Source organism: Actinoplanes teichomyceticus ATCC 31121 (assembly GCF_003711105.1).
Lineage (GTDB): Bacteria > Actinomycetota > Actinomycetes > Mycobacteriales > Micromonosporaceae > Actinoplanes > Actinoplanes teichomyceticus.
Map to the genome: position 1 here is coordinate 7,286,947 of NZ_CP023865.1, position 19,859 is coordinate 7,306,805.

Annotated in this window: 18 protein-coding genes; 13 read left to right on the forward strand and 5 right to left on the reverse strand. The window is 73.6% G+C overall.

Annotated features, from left to right (window positions below; translation table 11 throughout):
• Window positions 1-124 precede the first annotated feature (124 nt).
• The 4 genes from mce to ACTEI_RS31935 all read left to right on the forward strand — a co-directional run bounded on the left by mce (window position 125) and on the right by ACTEI_RS31935 (window position 5,146).
• Window positions 125-613, forward strand: a complete 489-nt coding sequence (gene mce, locus ACTEI_RS31920) for a methylmalonyl-CoA epimerase (RefSeq protein ID WP_122981039.1) — start codon at window positions 125-127, stop codon at window positions 611-613.
• Between the two features lie 258 nt (window positions 614-871).
• The gene (locus tag ACTEI_RS31925; RefSeq protein ID WP_122981040.1) at window positions 872-2,179 is read left to right on the forward strand and encodes a coiled-coil domain-containing protein; all 1,308 of its coding nucleotides are present in this window, start codon (window positions 872-874) and stop codon (window positions 2,177-2,179) included.
• A gap of 240 nt (window positions 2,180-2,419) precedes the next feature.
• The gene (locus ACTEI_RS31930; RefSeq protein WP_122982532.1) at window positions 2,420-3,922 is read left to right on the forward strand and encodes a Laminin subunit beta-1; all 1,503 of its coding nucleotides are present in this window, start codon (window positions 2,420-2,422) and stop codon (window positions 3,920-3,922) included.
• 66 nt (window positions 3,923-3,988) lie between these two features.
• The gene (locus ACTEI_RS31935; RefSeq protein ID WP_122981041.1) at window positions 3,989-5,146 is read left to right on the forward strand and encodes an AI-2E family transporter; all 1,158 of its coding nucleotides are present in this window, start codon (window positions 3,989-3,991) and stop codon (window positions 5,144-5,146) included.
• Window positions 5,147-5,217: 71 nt separating this feature from the next.
• Here ACTEI_RS31935 and ACTEI_RS31940 read toward each other — a convergent pair whose 3' ends face one another.
• Together ACTEI_RS31940 and ACTEI_RS31945 are read right to left on the reverse strand one after the other, a co-directional pair.
• On the reverse strand, window positions 5,218-6,018 hold the full coding sequence (locus ACTEI_RS31940) for an alpha/beta hydrolase (protein WP_122981042.1): 801 nt from the start codon (window positions 6,016-6,018) through the stop codon (window positions 5,218-5,220).
• A 37-nt stretch (window positions 6,019-6,055) separates the two neighbouring features.
• Window positions 6,056-6,340 (reverse strand): hypothetical protein, encoded by a 285-nt coding sequence (locus tag ACTEI_RS31945; RefSeq protein ID WP_239082127.1) that lies wholly within the window; start codon window positions 6,338-6,340, stop codon window positions 6,056-6,058.
• A gap of 127 nt (window positions 6,341-6,467) precedes the next feature.
• Here ACTEI_RS31945 and ACTEI_RS31950 point away from each other — a divergent pair, with 127 nt between their 5' ends.
• The 3 genes from ACTEI_RS31950 to ACTEI_RS31960 all read left to right on the forward strand — a co-directional run bounded on the left by ACTEI_RS31950 (window position 6,468) and on the right by ACTEI_RS31960 (window position 10,099).
• The gene (locus ACTEI_RS31950; protein ID WP_122981044.1) at window positions 6,468-7,961 is read left to right on the forward strand and encodes an aldehyde dehydrogenase family protein; all 1,494 of its coding nucleotides are present in this window, start codon (window positions 6,468-6,470) and stop codon (window positions 7,959-7,961) included.
• Window positions 7,962-8,024: 63 nt separating this feature from the next.
• A complete protein-coding gene (locus ACTEI_RS31955) occupies window positions 8,025-8,609 on the forward strand; it encodes an ABC transporter ATP-binding protein (protein WP_122982533.1) in 585 nt (194 codons plus the stop codon).
• Window positions 8,606-10,099 (forward strand): DUF6297 family protein, encoded by a 1,494-nt coding sequence (locus ACTEI_RS31960; protein ID WP_122981045.1) that lies wholly within the window; start codon window positions 8,606-8,608, stop codon window positions 10,097-10,099. The genes ACTEI_RS31955 and ACTEI_RS31960 overlap by 4 nt, the downstream gene beginning before the upstream one ends.
• A gap of 12 nt (window positions 10,100-10,111) precedes the next feature.
• Here the strand turns inward: ACTEI_RS31960 and nucS are convergent, their stop codons facing one another.
• Window positions 10,112-10,771 carry an endonuclease NucS gene (nucS, locus tag ACTEI_RS31965; RefSeq protein WP_122981046.1) on the reverse strand — a complete coding sequence of 220 codons (660 nt, stop codon included), beginning with the start codon at window positions 10,769-10,771 and terminating at the stop codon, window positions 10,112-10,114.
• Between the two features lie 62 nt (window positions 10,772-10,833).
• On the opposite strand from nucS, the gene ACTEI_RS31970 reads away from it, so the two are divergent.
• The 4 genes from ACTEI_RS31970 to ACTEI_RS31985 are packed head-to-tail and all read left to right on the forward strand — an operon-like array spanning window position 10,834 to window position 16,193.
• Window positions 10,834-11,454 (forward strand): DUF4126 domain-containing protein, encoded by a 621-nt coding sequence (locus tag ACTEI_RS31970; protein ID WP_122981047.1) that lies wholly within the window; start codon window positions 10,834-10,836, stop codon window positions 11,452-11,454.
• An 8-nt stretch (window positions 11,455-11,462) separates the two neighbouring features.
• Window positions 11,463-12,800: a hypothetical protein gene (locus ACTEI_RS31975; RefSeq protein ID WP_244940655.1), complete on the forward strand. Its 1,338-nt coding sequence runs from the start codon at window positions 11,463-11,465 to the stop codon at window positions 12,798-12,800.
• 47 nt (window positions 12,801-12,847) lie between these two features.
• Window positions 12,848-15,451 carry an FtsK/SpoIIIE domain-containing protein gene (locus tag ACTEI_RS31980; protein WP_122981049.1) on the forward strand — a complete coding sequence of 868 codons (2,604 nt, stop codon included), beginning with the start codon at window positions 12,848-12,850 and terminating at the stop codon, window positions 15,449-15,451.
• Complete coding sequence (locus ACTEI_RS31985; protein ID WP_122981050.1) at window positions 15,438-16,193, forward strand: hypothetical protein; 756 nt, start codon at window positions 15,438-15,440, stop codon at window positions 16,191-16,193. The genes ACTEI_RS31980 and ACTEI_RS31985 overlap by 14 nt, the downstream gene beginning before the upstream one ends.
• Window positions 16,194-16,395: 202 nt before the next feature.
• Here ACTEI_RS31985 and ACTEI_RS31990 read toward each other — a convergent pair whose 3' ends face one another.
• The gene (locus tag ACTEI_RS31990; RefSeq protein WP_122981051.1) at window positions 16,396-17,244 is read right to left on the reverse strand and encodes a 3-hydroxyacyl-CoA dehydrogenase family protein; all 849 of its coding nucleotides are present in this window, start codon (window positions 17,242-17,244) and stop codon (window positions 16,396-16,398) included.
• Between the two features lie 122 nt (window positions 17,245-17,366).
• Here ACTEI_RS31990 and ACTEI_RS31995 point away from each other — a divergent pair, with 122 nt between their 5' ends.
• The gene (locus ACTEI_RS31995) at window positions 17,367-17,738 is read left to right on the forward strand and encodes a hypothetical protein (RefSeq protein ID WP_122981052.1); all 372 of its coding nucleotides are present in this window, start codon (window positions 17,367-17,369) and stop codon (window positions 17,736-17,738) included.
• A 184-nt stretch (window positions 17,739-17,922) separates the two neighbouring features.
• Here the strand turns inward: ACTEI_RS31995 and murA are convergent, their stop codons facing one another.
• Window positions 17,923-19,212, reverse strand: a complete 1,290-nt coding sequence (gene murA / locus ACTEI_RS32000; RefSeq protein WP_122981053.1) for a UDP-N-acetylglucosamine 1-carboxyvinyltransferase — start codon at window positions 19,210-19,212, stop codon at window positions 17,923-17,925.
• Between the two features lie 41 nt (window positions 19,213-19,253).
• Here murA and ACTEI_RS32005 point away from each other — a divergent pair, with 41 nt between their 5' ends.
• Entirely contained in the window at window positions 19,254-19,826 is a 573-nt protein-coding gene (locus tag ACTEI_RS32005; protein WP_122981054.1) for a cob(I)yrinic acid a,c-diamide adenosyltransferase, read from the forward strand.
• Window positions 19,827-19,859: the final 33 nt, after the last annotated feature.

Genomic DNA, 19,859 nt, shown 5'->3' on the forward strand with positions numbered 1-19,859 from the left:
TCCGATCTGCGACGGTTGGGTGCGCGATACCGGCTGGCGACTCGGCGCCGGCTGGCGGGTCGGCACCGGCTGGACACCCGCACCCGGGCGGCCTTAACGATCCTTCAGGTCAGAGACTAGCGGCATGACGGACCACACATCGAGTGCCACCCATCGCGAGAATGTCACATTCTCCGGCGTCGAATTGCTCCGGATCGACCATGTGGGCATCGCTGTAGCGGATTTGGACGAGGCTATCCGGTTCTACGAGGAAAATCTCGGCTTGCGCTGTGTGCATCAAGAGACCAACGACGAACAGGGGGTACGGGAGGCGATGCTCGCGGTCGGCGACGGCGCCGGACCGCGGATCCAGCTGCTCGCCCCGGCCCGGCCGGACTCGGCGATCGCCAGGTTCCTCGACCGCAGCGGCCCGGGCCTGCAGCAGCTGGCCTACACGGTGGCCGACGTCGAGGCCGCCGCCGACGCGATGCGGGCCCGCGGCATGCGGCTGCTCTACGACGCCCCGCGGCGCGGCACGGCCGGCTCCCGGATCAACTTCGTCCACCCCAAGGACGCCGGCGGGGTGCTGGTCGAGCTGGTCGAGCCGGGCCCGGAGGGTACGCCGGCCGGGTGAATCACCCTGACGCGAGCGCGGCCGGCTGGCAGGATCGGTCCCATTGAGCGAGCCGCCGGCCCACCGGCCGGACGGCGATCACGCGAAGCGGGCGAGTCAGCAGGTAGCGCCGGGACGGAAGCGGAACGTCCGAGGAGTGACGGGCGTCCCCCGAACGGCCTGCCACCCGGCTGCGGTCCAGGTCAAAGCTGATCTACATTGGGTTTCCACAGTCGTACCGCCCTTGCATGTCCGCTCCCTTCTCGCCAGGATGGCGCAATGCCCCAGCAGCAGGATCAGAACCTGGCCTTCTTCGAGACCGCGAATACGCAGCACGATTTCACCGTCGTCCTGCGTGGTTACGACCGTCACCAGGTCGACGGACACATCGGCCGGTTGCTCGCCGCGCTGAACCAGTCCGAGCAGGCCCGCGGTGAGGCCGAGCAGCGCATGAACGACGCCCAGCGGCGGCTCCGCCAGGCGGAGCAGCGGCTGAACGTGCTGGAGCAGAAACTCGCCGACAGCAACAAACTGCTGGAGGAGAACAACCGTCCGACGCTCTCCGGGCTGGGCACCCGGGTGGAGCAGATCCTGCGGCTCGCCGAGGAACAGGCGAACGACCACCGGAGCGAGGCGAAGCGGGAGAGCGAGGGCATCCTCTCCGCGGCCCGGCTGGAGGCCCGCGAGATCACCGACAAGGCGCGGGCCGAGGCCGCCGCGATGAAGGCGACCGCCGAGCGTGAGGCCGGCCAGGTCCGCACGCACGCCGAGCGCGAGGCCGCGGAGACCCGGGTGCAGGCCCGGCGCGAGGCCGACACGCTGCGCTCGGACGCCGACCGCGAGACCAAGCAGTTGCGTACGGTGACCGCGCACGAGGTCGCCGAACTGAAGTCGACCGTCGAGCGGGAGGTCGCCTCGCTGCGCGCCACCGCCGAGCGGGAGATCACCCAGGCCCGCGCGAAGGCGGCCCGGGAGGCCGAGGAGAAGCGCGCCGAGGCCACCAAGATGCTCACCGACGCCCGCGACAAGCGCGACAAGGATTTGCAGGCCCTGGCGCTGGAGATCGCGGAGCGCCGGGAGAAGGCCGAGGCCGAGGAGTCCCAGCGGCACGCCGCCCAGGTCGCCGCCACGCAGAAGATGGTGAGCGAGGCCGAGGAGCGGGCCCGGGCCGCCGAGGACCGCGCCAAGGAGATCGAGCAGCGCGCCGAGACCCGCCGGATCGAGTCCGAGCGCAGCGCCGCCGAGGCGGTGGAGAAGGCCCGCGCGCTCGCCGACAAGACCGTCGCCGAGGCCCGCTCCGAGGCGAACCGGCTGCTCAGCGAGGCGCGTACGGAGGCCGAGCTGACCACCCAGGCAGCCCGCCGCGAGGTGGAGGACCTCACCCGCCAGAAGGACGCGGTCACCGCCCAGCTGGGTCAGATGCTGTCCGGCCTGTCCGGCCTGGTGCCCGGGGTCGGCGGCGCGCCGGCCGCGGCGAAACCGGCCGAGCCGGTCGCGCAGCCCGCGGCGGCCGAGCCGGCGGAGCCCGCCGAGCCCCAGGATGCCGCGGCCGGCGACGAGCCGGTCACCGCTCAGCCCAAGTCCTGACCGGCGTCCCGGTCGCTCCGGTTGCGGACCCTTCCGGGGTACGCGACGGTGGACCGGGCCGGTGGCTTCTTGTGATTCAGGCCGTACCGGAGTTTCTCCGGCACGGCCTGAATCGTTTTGGCGCGTAGCCTGGGTTCCATACGGTGCCCGGTCGGACATATCGCAACTACCCGCATGGTCCTGCCTAGCCCGGTGTGTATCGTCGCGCCGCTGGACCACGCGTATGTGAGGATGGAGAGCATGTCGCACGGCGGTGAAATCTTCGGCCTTGGCGGAGACTCGGCGACCGAGCCCAGCTTCGAAACCGCGCTGCGTGGTTATGAGCGCAAGCAGGTCGAGCGGTACGTCGCCCGCGCCGAGAACGAGATCGCCGCGCTGGCTGCCGAGCGGGAACAGGCGTATTCGCAGATACAGGCGATGGCCGCGCAGATCGAGCGGTTGCAGCAGGAGATCACTCAGGCCCGGCGCAACACCGGTATCGCCGGCGAGGTCTCGTTCCGGCACCTCGGCCCCCGGGTCGAGCAGATCCTGGCCCTCGCCGAGGAGCAGGCCGAGGCGATCAAGGCGTCGGCCACCGACGACATCGCCGGGCGGCTCGCCGAGGCGGAACGCATCCGGGCGGAGGCCGAGGCGCACGCCCACGACGGCATCCGGGACTTCGAGATCGCCCTGGCCGCCCGCCGGGCCGAGGAGGAGAAGGCGGACGCCGCCCGGCGGGCCGCCGCGGACAAGGCGGTCGCCGACGCCCGGCGGACCGCCGAGCAGATCCGCGCCGACAGCGAGGCGCTGCTGGCCCGGGCCCGGGCCGAGGCGCAGCACATCGCGGACAAGGCGGCCCAGGAGGCGCAGCGCGCCCGCGCCGAGGTGGACGGCTACGTCAAGGCCACCCGGACGCAGGCCGAGCAGGAGCTCACGGCGCTGCGGGAGAAGACCGAGCAGGAGATCGCCACCCGCCGGGCCGAGGCGGACCGGGAGCACGCCGACCGCGCCGCCGCGGTGGAGCAGGAGCTGTCGCTGCGCCGGCACGCGGTCACCGAGGAGCTCGGCCAGATGCGCGCGGGCGTCGAGAAGCAGTGCGCCGACCTGCGCAGCGAGGCCGACAAGTACGCCGAGGAGGTGCTCCGCCGCTCGGACGAGCAGGCCACCGCGACCCGCAAGGAGCTCGCCGCCCAGCAGGAGAAGATCGTCCAGGCGGGCCGGGACCTGGAGGCCGCACAGGCCAAGGTGACCGAGGCGGAACAGCGCCTGGCCACCGCCCAGGAGCAGGCGCTGGCGGCGGAGAAGGAGGCCGAGCGGGTCGAGCGCCGGCTGGCCGAGGCCACCGAGCGGCTGGCGGCGGAGCTGGAGCGGGTCAGCGAGGCGAAGCGGGCCGGCGAGGCCGCCGAGCGGCACGCCGCCGACGTCCGCCGCCAGGTGCAGCAGGAGGCGAAGCGGGTGGCCGAGCTGGCCGCCGCCGCGGTGCTGGCGGCCGCCGCCTCCCCCGAGGAGCCGGAGCCGGAGCCGGACGACCGCGACGGGGGCCCCGCCACGACGGAGAAGGCGGCCACGCACGCCGCGGAGAATCCCGACGGGCACGCCGCGGAGAAATCCACCGCCCAGGCCGGCACGCACCCGGCGGAGAAGAAGACCGGCGCCCCGGTCGGCGCGCACGCCGCGGACAAACCCGCCCAGCCCGCCAAGGTGACCGCCTCCGCCAAGGTGACCGTTCCGCAGGCGAGCCGGGTGTCCGCCGACGCGGAGTAACCGGCTGGCGGCTGTTGCGCGGCGGCGATAGCCTCCGGACGCTCCCGTCCGCTGTGGAGGTCACGCATGTCAACCGAGCCGCCGGCTTCACCGCACGCCGAACCGGCCGTGCCCGGGCAACGGGTGGAGCCGGCCGACGCCTCCGGGCCGGACGACGGCCCGGAGGCCGGCAAGGGCCGGTTCGGCGCGCCGGGGCGGCCGCTGAACCGGCGCAGCCCGTTCCTGTTCGGCTTCCTGTCCGGGCTGGGCGTGATCGCGGCGTACGCGCTCTTCCTCGGCGTCCGCAATGCCGCCTCCATCCTCGTGCTGATCTCCATCGCGCTGTTCCTGGCGATCGGGCTCAACCCGGCGGTGGTCCGCCTGCGCCGCTGGGGCCTGCCCCGCGGCCCGGCGGTGGCGATCGTCTCGCTGACCGTGGTGGCGTTGCTGGCCGGCGGCATCGTCGCGCTGATCCCGCCGCTGGTGACACAGACCACCGAGCTGATCAACAACGCGCCCGGGACGATCGAGAACCTGCGCCGCAGCGAGACGGTCAACGAGCTGGTGCAGCGCTACGACATCGTGAACAAGGTGCAGAGCGCGGTCAACGCGGGCACCATCGGCAACGCGCTCGGCGGCGTGGTCGGCGGCGCCAAGCTGATCTTCGGGACGATCTTCAACGTCCTGACCGTGCTGGTGCTGACCATCTACTTCATGGCGTCCTTCGACCGGATCAAGGAGGCCGGGTACTCCCTGGTGCCGGCCTCCCGCCGGGACCGGGTGCGGCTGCTGGCCGACGAGATCCTGACCAAGGTGGGCGCCTACATGGTGGGCGCGCTGGCGATCGCCATCCTGGCCGGGCTGAGCACCTTCGTGCTGGCCCTGCTGCTGGACCTGCCGTACCCGTTCGCGCTGGCCGTGGTGGTCGCGGTCTGCGACCTGATCCCGCAGATCGGCGCCACCATCGGCGCCGTGATCGTCAGCCTGGTGGGGCTGGCGTCCTCGGTCACCGACGGTGTCGTCTGCATCGTCTTCTTCATCGTCTACCAGCAGGTGGAGAACTACCTGATCTATCCGAACGTGATGCGCCGCTCGGTGAAGGTCAGCGACGTCGCCGCGGTGGTGGCCGCGCTGCTCGGCGTGGCGCTGTTCGGCGTGGTGGGCGCGCTGGTCGCCATCCCGATGGTCGCCGCCGTCCAGCTGATCACGCGGGAGGTGCTGGTGCCCAGCATGGACCAGCGCTGACCGTTCCCGATCAGCACTCCCCGGGTACGGCCCACCGACCGGGCGGCCGGGTGGCGTACCCGGGGAAGGGTCTAGCCCTGCGGCCCCGGCACCTGGACGTCGGCGAACGCGGCGACGGTGCGGTCGGCGTAGGCGTTCATGTCGCCCATCTCCATCGGGCCGTCCCAGGTGCGCGGCAGCGGCGTGGCGACGCCCGGCGCGACCCGCCGCACCACCTCGTCCAGCACCGTCTCCGCGTCGCCCACCCACAGGTGCTTGGCGCCGGCCACCGGCACCACCTCGGCCTGCGGGATCGCGGCGAACCGCTGGGCCGCCTCGGCCGGGCGCAGGTAGTCGTCGAACTCCGGGATCAGCGCGGTCACCGGTTTGCCGTCGGCGGCCCAGGCGGCCAGGTGCTCGGGGCGGGAGAAGCGCAGCGGCGGGGAGAGCAGGACCGCCCCGCGGACCGCCGGGTCCAGGCCGTACATCAGGGTGAGGTCGGTGCCGAACGACCAGCCGAGCAGCCAGATCTCCGGCAGGTCGGCGAACTCCGCGTACTCGATGGCGGCGGCCACGTCGTAGCGCTCGTCGACGCCACCGGAGAAGGCGCCCCCGCTCGTGCCGCGCACGCTGGCCGTCCCGCGGGTGTTGAAGCGCAGCACGGCGAGACCGGCCAGGGCCGGCAGCCGCCAGGCCGCCTTGCGGTAGACGTGGCTGTCCATCATCCCGCCGTGCGTGGGCAGCGGGTGCAGGCAGACCAGGGTGGCCACCGGCTCACGGTCCAGCGGCCGGGCCAGCTCGCCGACCAGGGTGACGCCGTCCGCGGTGTGCAGCTCGATGTCCTCCCGGTGGGCGGGCAGGATCGCGTTGGCACGGATCTGGTTGCTCGTCATGAAACCTTCGATTCCTTGTCGGGGGCGTACCGGCGGTTCACCCATAGCGTGGCGCGTTGCGTGACCGCTCGACGCCCGGGCCGCGCCGGTCACGGGCCTTCCAGCAGCCGGTGTGCCAGTGCCGGCGGTCGCTCTCGTCGCCCCGGCCGTCGATCGGCCAGGCCACCACGTGCGCCACACCGGGCCGGATCTCCTGCACGCAGCCCGGGCACCGGTACGTCTTCACCGCCGCCCCGCCGAAGATCGAGCGGACCATCCACTCGCCGTCCGTCCACTGCTGGACGCCCTCGATGCCGCGGCGCACCCCCTCACCGGCGAGCAGGGGGCGATCCGGTTGACCGGAGGTGCGGCGGCGGGGGTGATTGCGGCGGGGACTCACCGGTCAAGCGTACGGATTCACGTCCGTCGCACTCGTGACCGCCCGGTAACTTCGGGCCTAGACTCCGCACATGACGGCGACTCACGTTCCCGGCCTGCCCGTGATCGAGGACGGCCAGCTGATCTCCACGAATCCGGCCACCGGCGCGGAGGCGGGCCGGGTGCCCGCCGCCGACGAGAAAGCGGTCGCGGCCGCCGTCGAGCGGGCCGGGACCGCCGCCGCCTGGTGGCAGAGCATCGGCTGGGAGGGCCGCCGGACCCGGCTGCTGCGCTGGCGCACCCTGCTGGTGGAGCGGGTCCAGGAGCTGGCCGAGCTCACCCGGCGGGAGAGCGGCAAGCCGGTCGACGACGGGATCGTCGAGATCACCGCCGCCGTCGAGCACCTGGACTGGGCGGCGAGCAACGCCAAGCGCGTGCTCGGCCCGCGCCGGGTCCGCACCCGGCTGCTGCTCGCCGAACACTCCGGCCACCTGGAGTACCAGCCGTTCGGCGTGGTCGGCGTGATCGGCCCGTGGAACTACCCGATCGTCACGCCGATCGGCTCGATCTCCGGCGCGCTGGCCGCCGGCAACGCGGTCGTCTTCAAACCGAGCGAGTACACCCCGGTGGTCGGTCAGTGGCTGGCCGACTCGTTCGCCGAGATCGTCCCGGAGCACCCGGTGCTGCAGGCGGTGCACGGACTGGGCGACGTCGGCGCCGCGCTGTGCCGGGCCGGGGTGGACAAGGTCGCCTTCACCGGCTCGACCGCCACCGGCAAGAAGGTGATGGCCGCCTGCGCGGAGAACCTCGTGCCGGTGGTGATCGAGGCGGGCGGCAAGGACGCGCTGATCGTGGACGAGGACGCGGACGTGCGTGCGGCGGCCGAGGCCGCGGTCTGGGGCGCGATGACCAACGCCGGGCAGACCTGCATCGGCATCGAGCGGGTGTACGCGGTCGCCCCGGTCTACGACCGGTTCGTCGAGGCGGTCGTGGAGAAGGCCGGGAAGTTGCGCACCGGCACGGAGATCGGCCCGATCACCATGCCGAGGCAGCTCGACGTCATCCGCGACCACATCGACGACGCGCTGGCCCGGGGCGGCCGGGCGGTGCTCGGCGGGGCCGGGGCGGTGCAGGCGCCGTACGTCGCGCCGACCGTGCTGGTCGACGTGCCGGAGGACTCGTCGGAGATGCGCGAGGAGACGTTCGGGCCGACGCTGACCGTCACCCGGGTGCGAGACGCCGACGAGGCGGTGCGCAGGGCCAACGACTCCCGGTACGGCCTGGGCGGCTCGGTGTTCGGCCGGAAGAACGCCATCCGGATCGCCCGCCGGCTGCGCTCCGGCATGGTCGCGGTGAACGGCACGCTGACCTTCGTCGGGATGGGCAACCTGCCGTTCGGCGGGGTCGGCGACTCCGGTTTCGGCCGCATCCACGGCGAGGACGGGCTGCGCGAGTTCGCCCGGCCCAAGGCGATCACCGTACGCCGCGCCCGGTCGCTGCTGCCGGCGATGACCTTCGAGCGCACCCCGGCCCAGGTCCAGCAGATCGTCAAGGCCCTGCGCCTGCTCTACGGCCGCAAACCGTAGGCTGTCCGGGTGGCCGACCACCCCGCGGTTGAGGTAAGCGATCTCACGGTGAGCTACGGCTCGATGCCGGTGCTGGCCGGGGTGGCGCTCACCGTGCCGGCCGGCACGGGCGTCTGCGTGACCGGCGAGAACGGCATCGGCAAGTCCACCCTGCTGCGCTGCGTCAGCGGGCTGCAGCGCCCGGACGGCGGCCGGATCCGGGTCCTCGGGGCCGCCCCCGGGGGCAGCCCCGGCTTCTGGGCCGCCGTGGCCACCACCGTGGAGCCGCCCACCTGGTACCCGGGCCTGACCACCCGGGAGCACGCCGAGCTGGTCTGCCGGGCGCACGGGCAGGACCCGGACGACGCCGGCGTCGACGAGGCGCTGGAGCGGTTCGGGCTCAGCGGGCACGCCGACGCCATCCCGCCGTCGCTCTCCTCCGGGCAGAAGCAGCGGCTCACCCTGGCCCTGGTCCTGCTGCGGCCGAGCACGCTGCTGATCCTCGACGAGCCGGAGCAGCGGCTGGACTCCGACGGCCGGGCCGCGGTCGCCGGGATGCTCGCCGAGTACCTGGCGACCGGCGGTTCGCTGCTGATGGCCAGCCACGACGAGCGCTTCGCGGAGGCCTCCGGCGCGGCGCTGACCACGATGGCGTCCCTGGTCCGGTGACCGCCCCCGTCGCGCTGCGGCCGGTCCGCCGCTGGATCCACCACCGCCAGTCGGCGCACCGCGAGCGCGGCGCCACCCTCGGCAACCTGTACTTCGCCGCGCTGCTGCTGGCCGTGCTCGGCGCGATGACGCACGAGCGGCTCGCCGCGATCTTCTGGCCGGCCGCCGTCGACCTGGGCCGCCGGCCGGCGCTCGGGCTGGCCCTGCTCGGCGCCGGTCTGCTGCTGCGGGCCATGCGCGCGACCGGGCCGGTCACGCTCGGGCGGCCCGCCGCGTACTTCCTGCTCACCGCGCCGGTCAGCCGGCGCCGCCTGCTGCTGCCGTCGCTGCGCCTGGCCGCGGTCGTGGCGGCCGGGACCGCCGCGCTGCTCAGCACCGCCCTGGCCGGGCACGCCGCCGGGCACCGGCCGGCCGCACCGCTGATCGCCGGTGGCGCGCTGCTCGGCGTGGGCCTGCTGCTGGTCGCCGTGGTGGCCCAGCGGGTCGCCTCCTGGGCCACGGCCACCGATCGGGCGGCCACGTTGCTGATCGTGGCCGGGCTCGCGCTGCTGGTCGCCGACACGGCCGGGGCCGCCGACCGGCCCGCCGCGGCGGGCTGGCCGCCGCGGCCGGTGCTGGTCACCGTCGCCGTCTGCCTCGCGGTCGCCGTCGCGGCCGGGTTCGCCCTGGCCGTACGCCGTCTGGCCGGCACCCCGGACGACCGCGTCGTGGCCGCCGCGAAGGTCACCGGAACCCTCTTCGACAGCGCGTTCGGCGTCGAGCCGTCGTTCCTCACCGACATGGTGGCGCGCCACTACTGGTCGCGCCGCCGGCTGTCCTCGGCCCGCCCACCGGCCCGCCTGCCGGTGCTCACCGGCCAGGATCTGCTCCTGGCCCGCCGCCGCCTGCCCCGGCTGCTCTGGCTGCTCGCCGCCACCCCGGTCCCGCTGCTGCTCACTGGCGCCCCACCGGCCGTCAGCGCGGTGGCCCTGCTGCTCGGCGCGATGATCGCCGGCGGCACCACGACCGCCACGGTGAACACCGACGCCGGCAACCCGGTCCTGCTGCGCCTGCTCGGTCTCAACTCCCGGCAGGCCGTGCTGCAGCGCCTCTGGGTGCCCACCGCCCTGGCCACCGGCTGGTCGCTGATCGCGTGGCTGCTGATGCAGCTCGGCGGGCGCCTCCCGGCCGGGCCGTGGTGGCTGCTCGGCGTCCCGGCCGGGATCGTCGGCGGGGTGGCGGCCGTCCGCCGGGCCCGTTCCGGGTTCGTCCGCAACGACCTGCTGCCGCTGGACACCCCGATGGGCACCGTCTCCACCGGGCCGCTGGTGTACGCCACCGCCGGGCCGGACGCGCTGATCCTGGGCGTGCCCACGGTGCTGGCGATGGCCCAGGGCACGCCGCTGACCTGGACGCTGGTGGTGTTCCAGCTCGCGCTGGCGGTGCTGGGCGCCCGGGCCTACCTGGCCGGCACGACCGACCCGGGCCGGGTGGAGCTGTCGTCGCGCTGACCCGGCGGGCGGTCAGAACAGGGTGAGCTCGTCGCGCTCCATGCCGCGCAGCTTGTCGTAGTCCACCACGACGCAGCGGATCCCCCGGTCGGTGGCCAGGACCCGGGCCTGCGGCTTGATCTCCTGGGCCGCGAAGATGCCCTGGACCGGGGCGAGCAGCGGGTCCCGGTTCATCAGCTCCAGGTACCGGGTCAGCTGCTCCACCCCGTCGATCTCACCGCGGCGCTTGACCTCGACGGCGACGGAGCCGCCCGTGGCGTCCTTGCAGAGCAGGTCGACCGGGCCGATCGCGGTCATGAACTCGCGGCGGACCAGGGTGAACCCCGCGCCGAACGTCTCCGGGTGCTCGGCGAGCAGTTCCTGCAGGTGCGCCTCGACCCCGTCCTTAACCAGGCCCGGGTCCACGCCCAGGTCGTACGAATGGTCCTGGAAGATCTCCTCCAGGGTGATCCGCAGCTCCTCGCCGGCCTTGTTCACCACCTTCCAGACGCCGTCCGCCTCCTTGAGCTTGCAGGGCGGGCTCATCCAGTTCAGCGGCTTGTAGGCACGGTCGTCGGCGTGGATCGACACCGATCCGTCGGCCTTGACCATGAGCAGCCGCGTCGCTGACGGGAGGTGGGCGGAGAGCCGCCCGACGTAATCCACGGAACACTTCGCGATGACCAGACGCACCGGACGACACTATCGCCACGGTCCGGGAAGCGACACTCGCGTGCCGGTGCCATGCTGGCACCGTGTTCGAAGCATTGACCGGCACCGGTCTGGCCGCATCCGCCGGCCTGAATGCCTACATCCCCCTGCTGACCATGGCTCTGCTGGGCCGGTACACCGATGCCATCGACCTGCCGGGCGGCTGGTCCTGGCTGACCAACGGCTGGACGATCCTGATCCTGGCGATCCTGCTCGGCATCGAGGTCGTCGCCGACAAGGTGCCGGTGGTCGACCACGTCAACGACGTGGTGCAGACCGTGGTGCGCCCCACCGCCGGCGGGCTGGCGTTCGGCGCCGGCTCCTCCGCCGAGACGGTGACCGTCTCGGACCCGGGCGCGTTCTTCGGCTCGCACCAGTGGGTGCCGATCGCCGCGGGCGTGCTGATCGCGCTCTGCGTGCACGGGGTGAAGGCCGCCTCCCGCCCGGTGGTCAACGTCACCACGGCCGGTGTCGGCGCCCCGGTGGCCAGCACCGCCGAGGACATCGGCAGCGTGCTGCTGTCGGTGCTGGCGATCGTGCTGCCCGTGCTGGTCCTGATCGGACTGGGGCTGCTGGTGTGGGGGACGGTCTGGGTGTTCCAGCGGCGCCGGCGCCGCCGCGCGGAACGGCTCGCCGGCGCCGGGACCGGTCGCCTGTTTGATTGACTCTGCGGGTGCCCCTGATCGCCGTACCCGCCTTCGCCCTCAGCTGGTGGCTCGCCGGCTATCTGGTCGGCCGTGATCCCGCGCGGCCGGCGCTGCGCTGGGCGGGTGCGGCGCTCACGTCGTACGGCGCCGGTCTGGTCGCCTGGACCGTCGCGCCGGGTGGGCGGACCGCCCAGGTGCTGATCTGCCTGCCGGCCCTGGCCTGGGCCGGCAGCCTGGTCGCGCTGCTGCCGCTGGCGCCGCCGGAACGGCGGCCGATCGACGTGGGCGCGCTGGTGCTCGGCGTGATGTTCCAGGTGATGGTGATCGCGCTGCCCGGCGCCGGGAAACTGGTCGGGCTGACTCCGCTGGCCGGCGCGCTGATCCTGCTGTGGCGCCAGCGGGACCAGGTGCTGCCCCGGCTACCGGCCGCGCTGACCGTGATGGCTGCCCTGTACGCGGCGAGTCTGACCGTGCTGCTCGTCCCGCTGGACGCCGGCGGCCCCGGTCCGGCGCTCGCCGCGGCCGGCCTGGACCTGCTGGTCTTCGGCTACCTGATGGCGGTGGCGCACGCGGTGGCCGACGGCGAGCGGCTCCGCCCGGACCTGCGGCGCTCGCTGGCGGCCGCGGTCCTGGCGCTGGTCCTGATCGACCTCCCGGCGATGCTGACCATGTACGCCGTGCCCGGCGACGAGCTGGTCACCGTCCTGCAGTTCGTGCCGGTGGCGGCGGCCTCGGTGGTGGCCGGGCTGGCCGGGCGGCTGAGCCGGCTGCTGGACCGGGTCGCGCTGGGCGGCGACGTCCGGCTGCGCCAGGAGCGGGCGACGCTGTTCAGCAACGCCGACGCCCTGCTGCGCCGGCGGGAGCAGCGGCGGCTCAGCGACCTCGGCGAGCCGGAGTTCCTGCGGTTGACCCGCCGGGCGCTGGCCGACTTCAACGACCTGAACCGCCTGGCGCGCAGCCCGCTGACCGATCTGCCGATGGTCGCCCGGCGGATCGCCGGACGGGGCGACGACCAGCCCCGGGCCCGCGCCCGGGAGCTGCGGGCGGTGCTGCGCGAGCAGGTGTCGGGACTGCGGCCGCCGGGTCCGTTCAGCACCGCCGACGACTGGCGGTACTACAACACGCTGCAGTTCTGCGGGGTGCTCGGGCTGAACCCGTACTCGCGGCGGCAGCGGCTGGACGGGCTGAGCCGGGAGGCGCGGATGGCCGTCGACTGGTTCCGCCGGAACGTGCCGCGCGACACCATGCGGCAGTGGCACCGGGAGGCGGCGATGCTGGTCGCCGGCGGGCTCTGGGAGGCGCTCGCCCAGGACAGCTCCCTTTCCAGCGATAGATCACGACACGCAATGACTAATCCGTCGTAGTGGTGGAAAATCGCTAAAATCCCCCCACATGGATTCCGGGGGTACGCGTGGGTAGTCACCGCAACGCGCTGGTCGCCGCGGTCCGGCAGGAGCTGGCCGAGGCCCGCGGGTCCGCCCGTGCGGTGCTGGCCGCCGCGGAGTCGGCACGGGGCGAGGCGCAGCACCGGCGGCGGCTGGTCCGCGACGCGTACGCCACCTGCCTGACCCAGCTCGCCGCCGCCCGCGAAGCCGCCCGCGACGACATCCAGCGGCGCTACCGCGGCGAGACCACCCGGCTCGCCGGGCACCTGCGCGGACTGGCCACCTCCAGCGCCACCGGCGCGGCGGGCGCGCCGTGGCGGCTGTGGTCGCCCAGTGAACCGGAGCGGGGCAGCCGGCCCGGCCTGCTGCGGATCGGCGCGATCACGTTCGAGGACACCACCGCGCTGCCCGCCCTGATCCCGCTGCTCGACGCGGCGCACCTGCACGTGTCCGGTCCGTCCCCGGCGGTCGACGACCTGATCGCCGGGGTGCTGCTGCGCGCGCTGGGCAGCACCCGGCCCGGCGACGTGCAGCTGACCGTGTACGACCCGGAGAACCTGGGCGGCACACTCGCCCCGTTCGCGCCGCTCAACCCCACCTTCGTCGGGCCGGGCGGGCTCGGATCGCTGCTCGACGAGCTGGCCGAGCACATCCTGCGGGTGCACGAGTCGCTCGGCGGGCAGTACCCGACGCTGGCCGACCTGGTCGCCGCCCGGCCCGGCCCGCGACCGGAGCCGTGGCGTCTCGTGGTGCTGCTCGCCGACCGGGCCACCACGGTCGAGATGACCGCGTCGCAGCGGGCGCAACTGGGCCGGATCGTCCGTACCGGGGTGGCCTGCGGGGTACACCTGGTGGTCCGCGGCCTGGAGCTGGACGACGACCCGACGGTGGAACGGATCGTGGTGCGCGACCAGACCGCCACCTGCGACTCGCTCGGTCGCCTGGAGATCCGGCTGGACCCGCCGCCACCGCCGGAACGGATCGCGGCGTTCGGCCGCAGCACCGCGGAACGGATGCGGTCCGGCGCGGGCCCCGCCCGGCTGGCCGACCTGGAGCCGGCCAAGTACTGGACCGAGTCCTCGCTGCACGGCCTGCTCGCCCCGATCGGTGACAGCACCGACGGCACGCTGGTCGAGGTGCCGCTCGGCGACGACCCACCGCACGCGCTGATCGGCGGCCCGTCCGGCTCCGGCAAGACCAACCTGATCCACACCTGGCTGGGTTCGCTGGCCACCCGGTACGGCCCCGAGGAGCTGGCCCTCTACCTGCTCGACTTCAAGGAGGGGGTGTCGTTCGCCCGGTACGCCGCCGGCCCCCGCGACCCGAGCTGGCTTCCCCAGGTACGGCTGGCCGGGATCAACGTCAACGGCGACCGTGAGTTCGGCCTGGCCATGCTCCGGCACCTGGGCGAGGAGCTGCGCACCCGCGCGCAGGCGGCGAAACGCTGCGATGCCGGCAGGCTGGCCGAGCTGCGCGCCGAGGACCCGACCGGGCACTGGCCCCGGATCGTCGCGGTCATCGACGAGTTCCCGGTGCTGCTGTCCGGCCGGGACGCGGTCGCCGACGAGGCGGCCGACCTGGTCGAGGACCTCGCCCGGCGGGGCCGGTCCCAGGGCATCCACCTGGTGCTCGCCTCCGAGGACGCGGCCGGGATCCAGGCCCTGTGCGGACGTCCCGGGCTGATCGCCCCGTTCACCCTGCGGATCGCGCTGCCCAAGGCACGCCGGGTCCTGGCCGACGACAACCTGGCGGCCGCGGTCATCCCGCGCTATCACGCGGTGGTCAACACCGAGTCCGGGATGTCCGGGGCGAACCGGATCGTCCGGCTGCCGGACGCCGGCGACCGGACCGGGTGGCGCGCGTTGCAGCGCCGGCTGTGGCGGATGCGGCCGACCGGCTGCGAGGAACCGAGGCTGTTCGACGGCGACGCGGTGCCCCGGCTGCCGGCCGCGCTACGGCCCGCCGGGCGGGTGCCCGATGCGAACACCCCGGTCGGCTCGTCACCCGGAGCCGTGCTCGGCGAGCGCATCGACGTGGCCGCCCAGCCGGCCCGGTTCCGGCTCGGGCGGATGCCCGGGCGCAACCTGGCGGTGCTCGGCACCCGTACCGAAGAGGCGTGTGACGTGCTGGCCGCCGCCGCGCTCAGCCTGGCCGCCCAGGGCCCGGCCCACTTCAGCGTGATCTGCCTGGAGCCGGGCGCGTCGCACTCCGCCGCGCGGCTGTTCGCCGAGCTGCCCTCGGCCGACTGGTACGACGCCACCGACGTCCACTTCGACCTGCCGGCCCGCGACATTCCGCACTACGTGCTCGGGTACGCCCTGGACGCCGCCGCGCGGCCGGGTCTGCGAACCCTGCTCGCCGACGGCCCGGAACAGCGCGTGCACGTGCTCGGCTGGTGGCGTTCGGTGCCCCGGCTGCGGGACACCCTGGGCGGGATCGGCGCCCGCTTCGACTCGATCGGCGCCTGGGTGGCGCTCGACGTGCCCGGGGCCGATCTGACCCCGCTGCACCCGCAACCCGGCGGCCCGGTGTGGTACCCGCGGACCCGCCGGGCGCTGTTCTTCGACCGCTCGGTGCACCGCACCCCGGAAGTGATCATCCCGTACGAGGTGAACAGTGACCACACGTGACCGGCAGCCGCCCAGCCGCGACTACCAGCTGATGGTGAGCGCCCTCGCCGAGGTGAACCGGCGGCGCGACGCCGAACTCGACGAGGCGGAACAGGCGTACCAGGACAGCGCGGCCCGGGCCGCCGGCGAACTGGCCCGTGCCGAGAACGACGCGCTCGCCGCGGACCGCTGGGCGGGCGCCGCCGCGGCCCAGGTGCTGGACGTCGACCGGGAGGCGGCCCGGCTGTGGGACCAGCTGCGCCGGGCCGGCGGCCTGCGGGTCCGGGCGCTCGGCGAGGTGCCCGAACCCGCCCCGGTGGAAGCCCTCCCCCGGGTCGCCCTGCAGCGGCGGCCCTCCGACGACCTCGACAGCCCCGGGCACGGCCGCCAGTCACCGCGCGTGCTGCTGGCCCGCGCCGCCGACCGCATCGACGAGCGCTACCGGCCCGGCGCCCGGCGTCCGCTGCCGCGCTGGTTGCTGCCCCTGCTCCCGCTGATCGGCGCGGCCATCTCGGCGCTGGCCGGCCTGGTCGCCGCCGGCCTGGTCACTTTCGGCCATCAGGCGCTCTGGGGCGGCGCGGTGATCCGCGGCCTGGGCTGGCTCGCCTTCGTGCTCGCCCCGTCGGCGGGCGTCCCGGTCGCGGCGGTGCTGGCGCACCGCCGGCTCCACGCCCGCCTGGACATCGGCGGCATCGGGCTGACGCTGCTCGGCGGCATGGTGGCGGCGACGCTGCTCTCGCTCTCCTTCGCCGGCACGCGCTGACCGGGCGCCGCGCGGCCCCGCCGCCCGGCGCGGCGGGTGCCGGCGCGGAGCCGTCCCCACCCGAAACAGCCACCAGCACCAGCCGACGCCGCTGAGCTGGTGCCCAGGATGGTTATTCCGCCACCGAAACAACCCCAGCACCGGTTATGGGGCTTTTCCGGGCGTACCGGATCGGCGGCTTTTCGTCCGGGGTCGAGGGGGCTCAGTAGCTGTAGAAGCCCTTGCCGGTCTTGCGGCCCAGGTCGCCCGCGGTGACCATGCGCTGGAGGAGCTCCGGCGGGAAGAACTTCTCGTCCTGGGTGTCGCGGTAAATGTTGCCGGCCGCGTTCAGCATCACGTCCAGGCCGGTCAGGTCGACGGTGGCGAGCGGCCCCATGGCGTGACCGAAGCCGAGCTTCATGACCGTGTCCAGGTCGGCGGCGGAGACGACGCCCGACTCGACCAGCTTGATGGCCTCGACCAGCAGCGCGGAGAACAGGCGGTTGGAGACGAAACCGGCCACGTCGCGCTTGACCTCGACGCAGGTCTTGCCGACACCCTCGGCGAAGTCGCGGGCGGCGGACATGGTCCGGTCGGCGGTCTGGTAGCCGCGGACCAGCTCGACGAGCTTCATCATCGGGACCGGGGAGAAGAAGTGGATGCCGACCACCGACTCCGGCCGGGAGGTGACAGCGGCGATCTGGGTGATCGGGATGGCCGAGGTGTTCGTGCCCAGCACCGCGCCGGCCTTGCAGATCTTGTCCAGCTGCCGGAAGACGTCGTGCTTGGCCTCGACCTTCTCGAAGATCGCCTCGACCACGATGTCGGCCTCGGCGACCGCGTCCATGTCGGTGGTCGGGGTGATCCGGCCGAGGGTGGCCTCGACCTCCTCCTCGGCGATCTTGCCCTTGGCCGCGAAGCGGGACAGCGAGTCACTGATCGCGCCGAGGCCGCGCTTGAGCGAGGCGTCGTCGACGTCCCGCATGGTGACCTGCCAGCCTGCCTGCGCCGAGACCTGGGCGATGCCGGAACCCATCAATCCGGAACCGATGACCGCGAGACGACCCGCCATGCTCCACTCCTTCGCTAGAGGCATCTGGGAGTCTAGCGGGGTTACTTAACGGAAACTAAGGACGCCTGCCCGATCGGGTCGAATCGCCGGCAATCAGCGATCCGCGGTGTCAGACTGTGCCCATGGCCACGAGCGACGGCTGGTACCTCATCGGACCGCTGATCGCCGTCGGTCTGGTCGGCTTTCTCGGCGCCGTGTTCTGGCGCATGGGCCTGCAACCCACCGGCCCCCTGGACTCCGAGCCGCCGCGGGACGGCTACGCGGACGGTTTGGCGATCTTCGGAGAGCGCGCGGAGCAGGATGACTACGGCCTGCTCCGGCCGGCCGCGGTCACCGGCGGGCCCGAGGTCGCCGACGAGATCCGGCGGCTGCTGTCCGAGGCGGGCATCCGCGCCACCCGGGCGATCCGGCGCGACGGCCGGGTGTCCGTCCTGGTCTTCGCCGAGCAGGTGGAGCAGGCGCGGCGCCTGGTCGGCGACTCACCGTTCCGCTGACCGGCCCGCCCGGAACGCAGGCCGACCGGCCCGGCCAGAAGGCACGCCGACCGACCCGCCCGGAAAGCGGGCCGACCGACCCGCCCGGAAGGCGGCCAGCCGCAGCACCCCGACCTGGCCAGAAGCAGGCAGTCGCGGCACCCCGGCCCGCCGAGGGACCTGGCAGGCGCGGCACCCGGCCTGCTCAGAAGTCGAAGGTCGGCTCCGGCACGTCGGTGCGCTCCACCTCGACACCGAGCCGGGACAGGTCGGCGACGAAGTCCGGGTAGCCGCGGTCGATGTGGTGCACCTCGCCCACCTCGGTCACCCCGTCCGCACACAGCCCGGCGATGACCAGGCCCGCACCGGCCCGGATGTCGGTGGCCCGCACCGGCGCGCCGGAGAGCCGCTCCCGGCCGTTGACCACCGCGTGGTGCCCGTCGGTACGGATGTCCGCTCCCAGCCGTACCATCTCGTTCACGAACATGAAGCGCCCGTCGAAGATGTTCTCGGTGATCAGCGACGAGCCCTCGGCCACCGACGCCAGCCCGATCGCCATCGGCAGCAGGTCGGTGGCGAAACCCGGGTACGGCAGCGTGACGATGTCGACGTGCCGGGGCCGCTCGGTCATCCGTACCCGGAACCGGTTGTCCCCGGGCTCGACGGTCGCTCCGGCCGCCACCAGCTTGTCCAGCGCGATGTCCAGGAACTCCGGCCGCACCCCGTGCACGGTCACGTCACCACGGGTCATCGCCGCGCCGTACGCCCAGGTCCCGCCGACGATCCGGTCACCGATCGTGGTGTGCCGCACCGGTTGGAGCGGCCCGTCCACGCCCTCGATGACCAGCGTCGACGTGCCCGCCCCGGTGATCCGGGCGCCCATCGCGACGAGCATCTCGCAGATGTCCACGATCTCCGGTTCCCGGGCGGCGTTGTCGATCTCCGTGACGCCCTTCGCCAGCACCGCCGCCATCAGCAGGTTCTCGGTCGCGCCCACGCTCGGGAAGTCCAGCCAGATCTTGGTGCCGCGCAGCCCGGCCGGAGCCGAGGCGATCACGAACCCGTGCTCGTTGGAGATCTCCGCGCCCATCCGGGCCAGGCCGGACACGTGCATGTCCAGGCCGCGGGAACCGATCATGTCGCCGCCCGGCAGGGCCACCCGGACGTAGCCGCGGCGGGCCAGCAGCGGGCCCAGCACGCAGATCGACGCGCGCAGCCGGCGCACCAGGTCGTAGTCGGCCTCCGCGCCCGGCTCCAGCGGCACGTCGATCGCCGCCTCGGTGCCGCTCAGCGTCACGTCGCAGCCGAGCCGGCGGAGCACCTCCGCCATGATCGCGATGTCGGTGATCCGGGGCACGTTGGAGACCACGCTGCGCCCCTCGCCGAGCAGGGCGACCGCCATCAGCTTGAGCGCCGAGTTCTTCGCGCCACCGACCGTGACGTCACCGGTGAGCGGTGCGCCGCCCTTCACCCTGATCACATCCACGCGGGCCATCGTATGGTCCGTGACCCAGCCGAACTCCGTAGGGTGGGCGCATGACTGTGCATCTCACCCGCATCTACACCCGTACCGGCGACGCCGGTCAGACCCGGCTGGTCAACAACGAGGTGGCGGCGAAGACCGATCCGCGGATCGCGGCCTACGCCGACGCGGACGAGTGCAACGCGGCGCTGGGCGTCGCGCTCGCGCTCGGCGCGCTTCCCGACGACGTACGTGAGGTGCTGAGCCGGGTGCAGAACGACCTCTTCGACCTGGGGGCGGACCTCGGCAACCCGCTGGCGGAGGACCCGCCGTACCCGCCGCTGCGGATCACCGAGGAGTACGTGACGCGGCTGGAGGGCTGGTGCGACGAGTTCAACGAGCGTCTCGCCGCCCTGGACAGCTTCATCCTGCCGGGTGGCACCCCCGGGGCGGCGCTGCTGCACGTGGCCCGGACCGTGGCGCGGCGGGCGGAACGTTCGGCGTGGGCGCTGATCGAGGCCGACCCCGAGCGTACGCCGGTGCTCCCGGCCAAGTACCTCAACCGGCTCTCCGACCTGCTGTTCATCCTGTCCCGGGTGGCGAACCCGGACGGCGACGTGAAGTGGGTCCCCGGCGGCTCCCGCTGACCGGAACAACCCTCGCCCCGGCGCCGCCGCCCG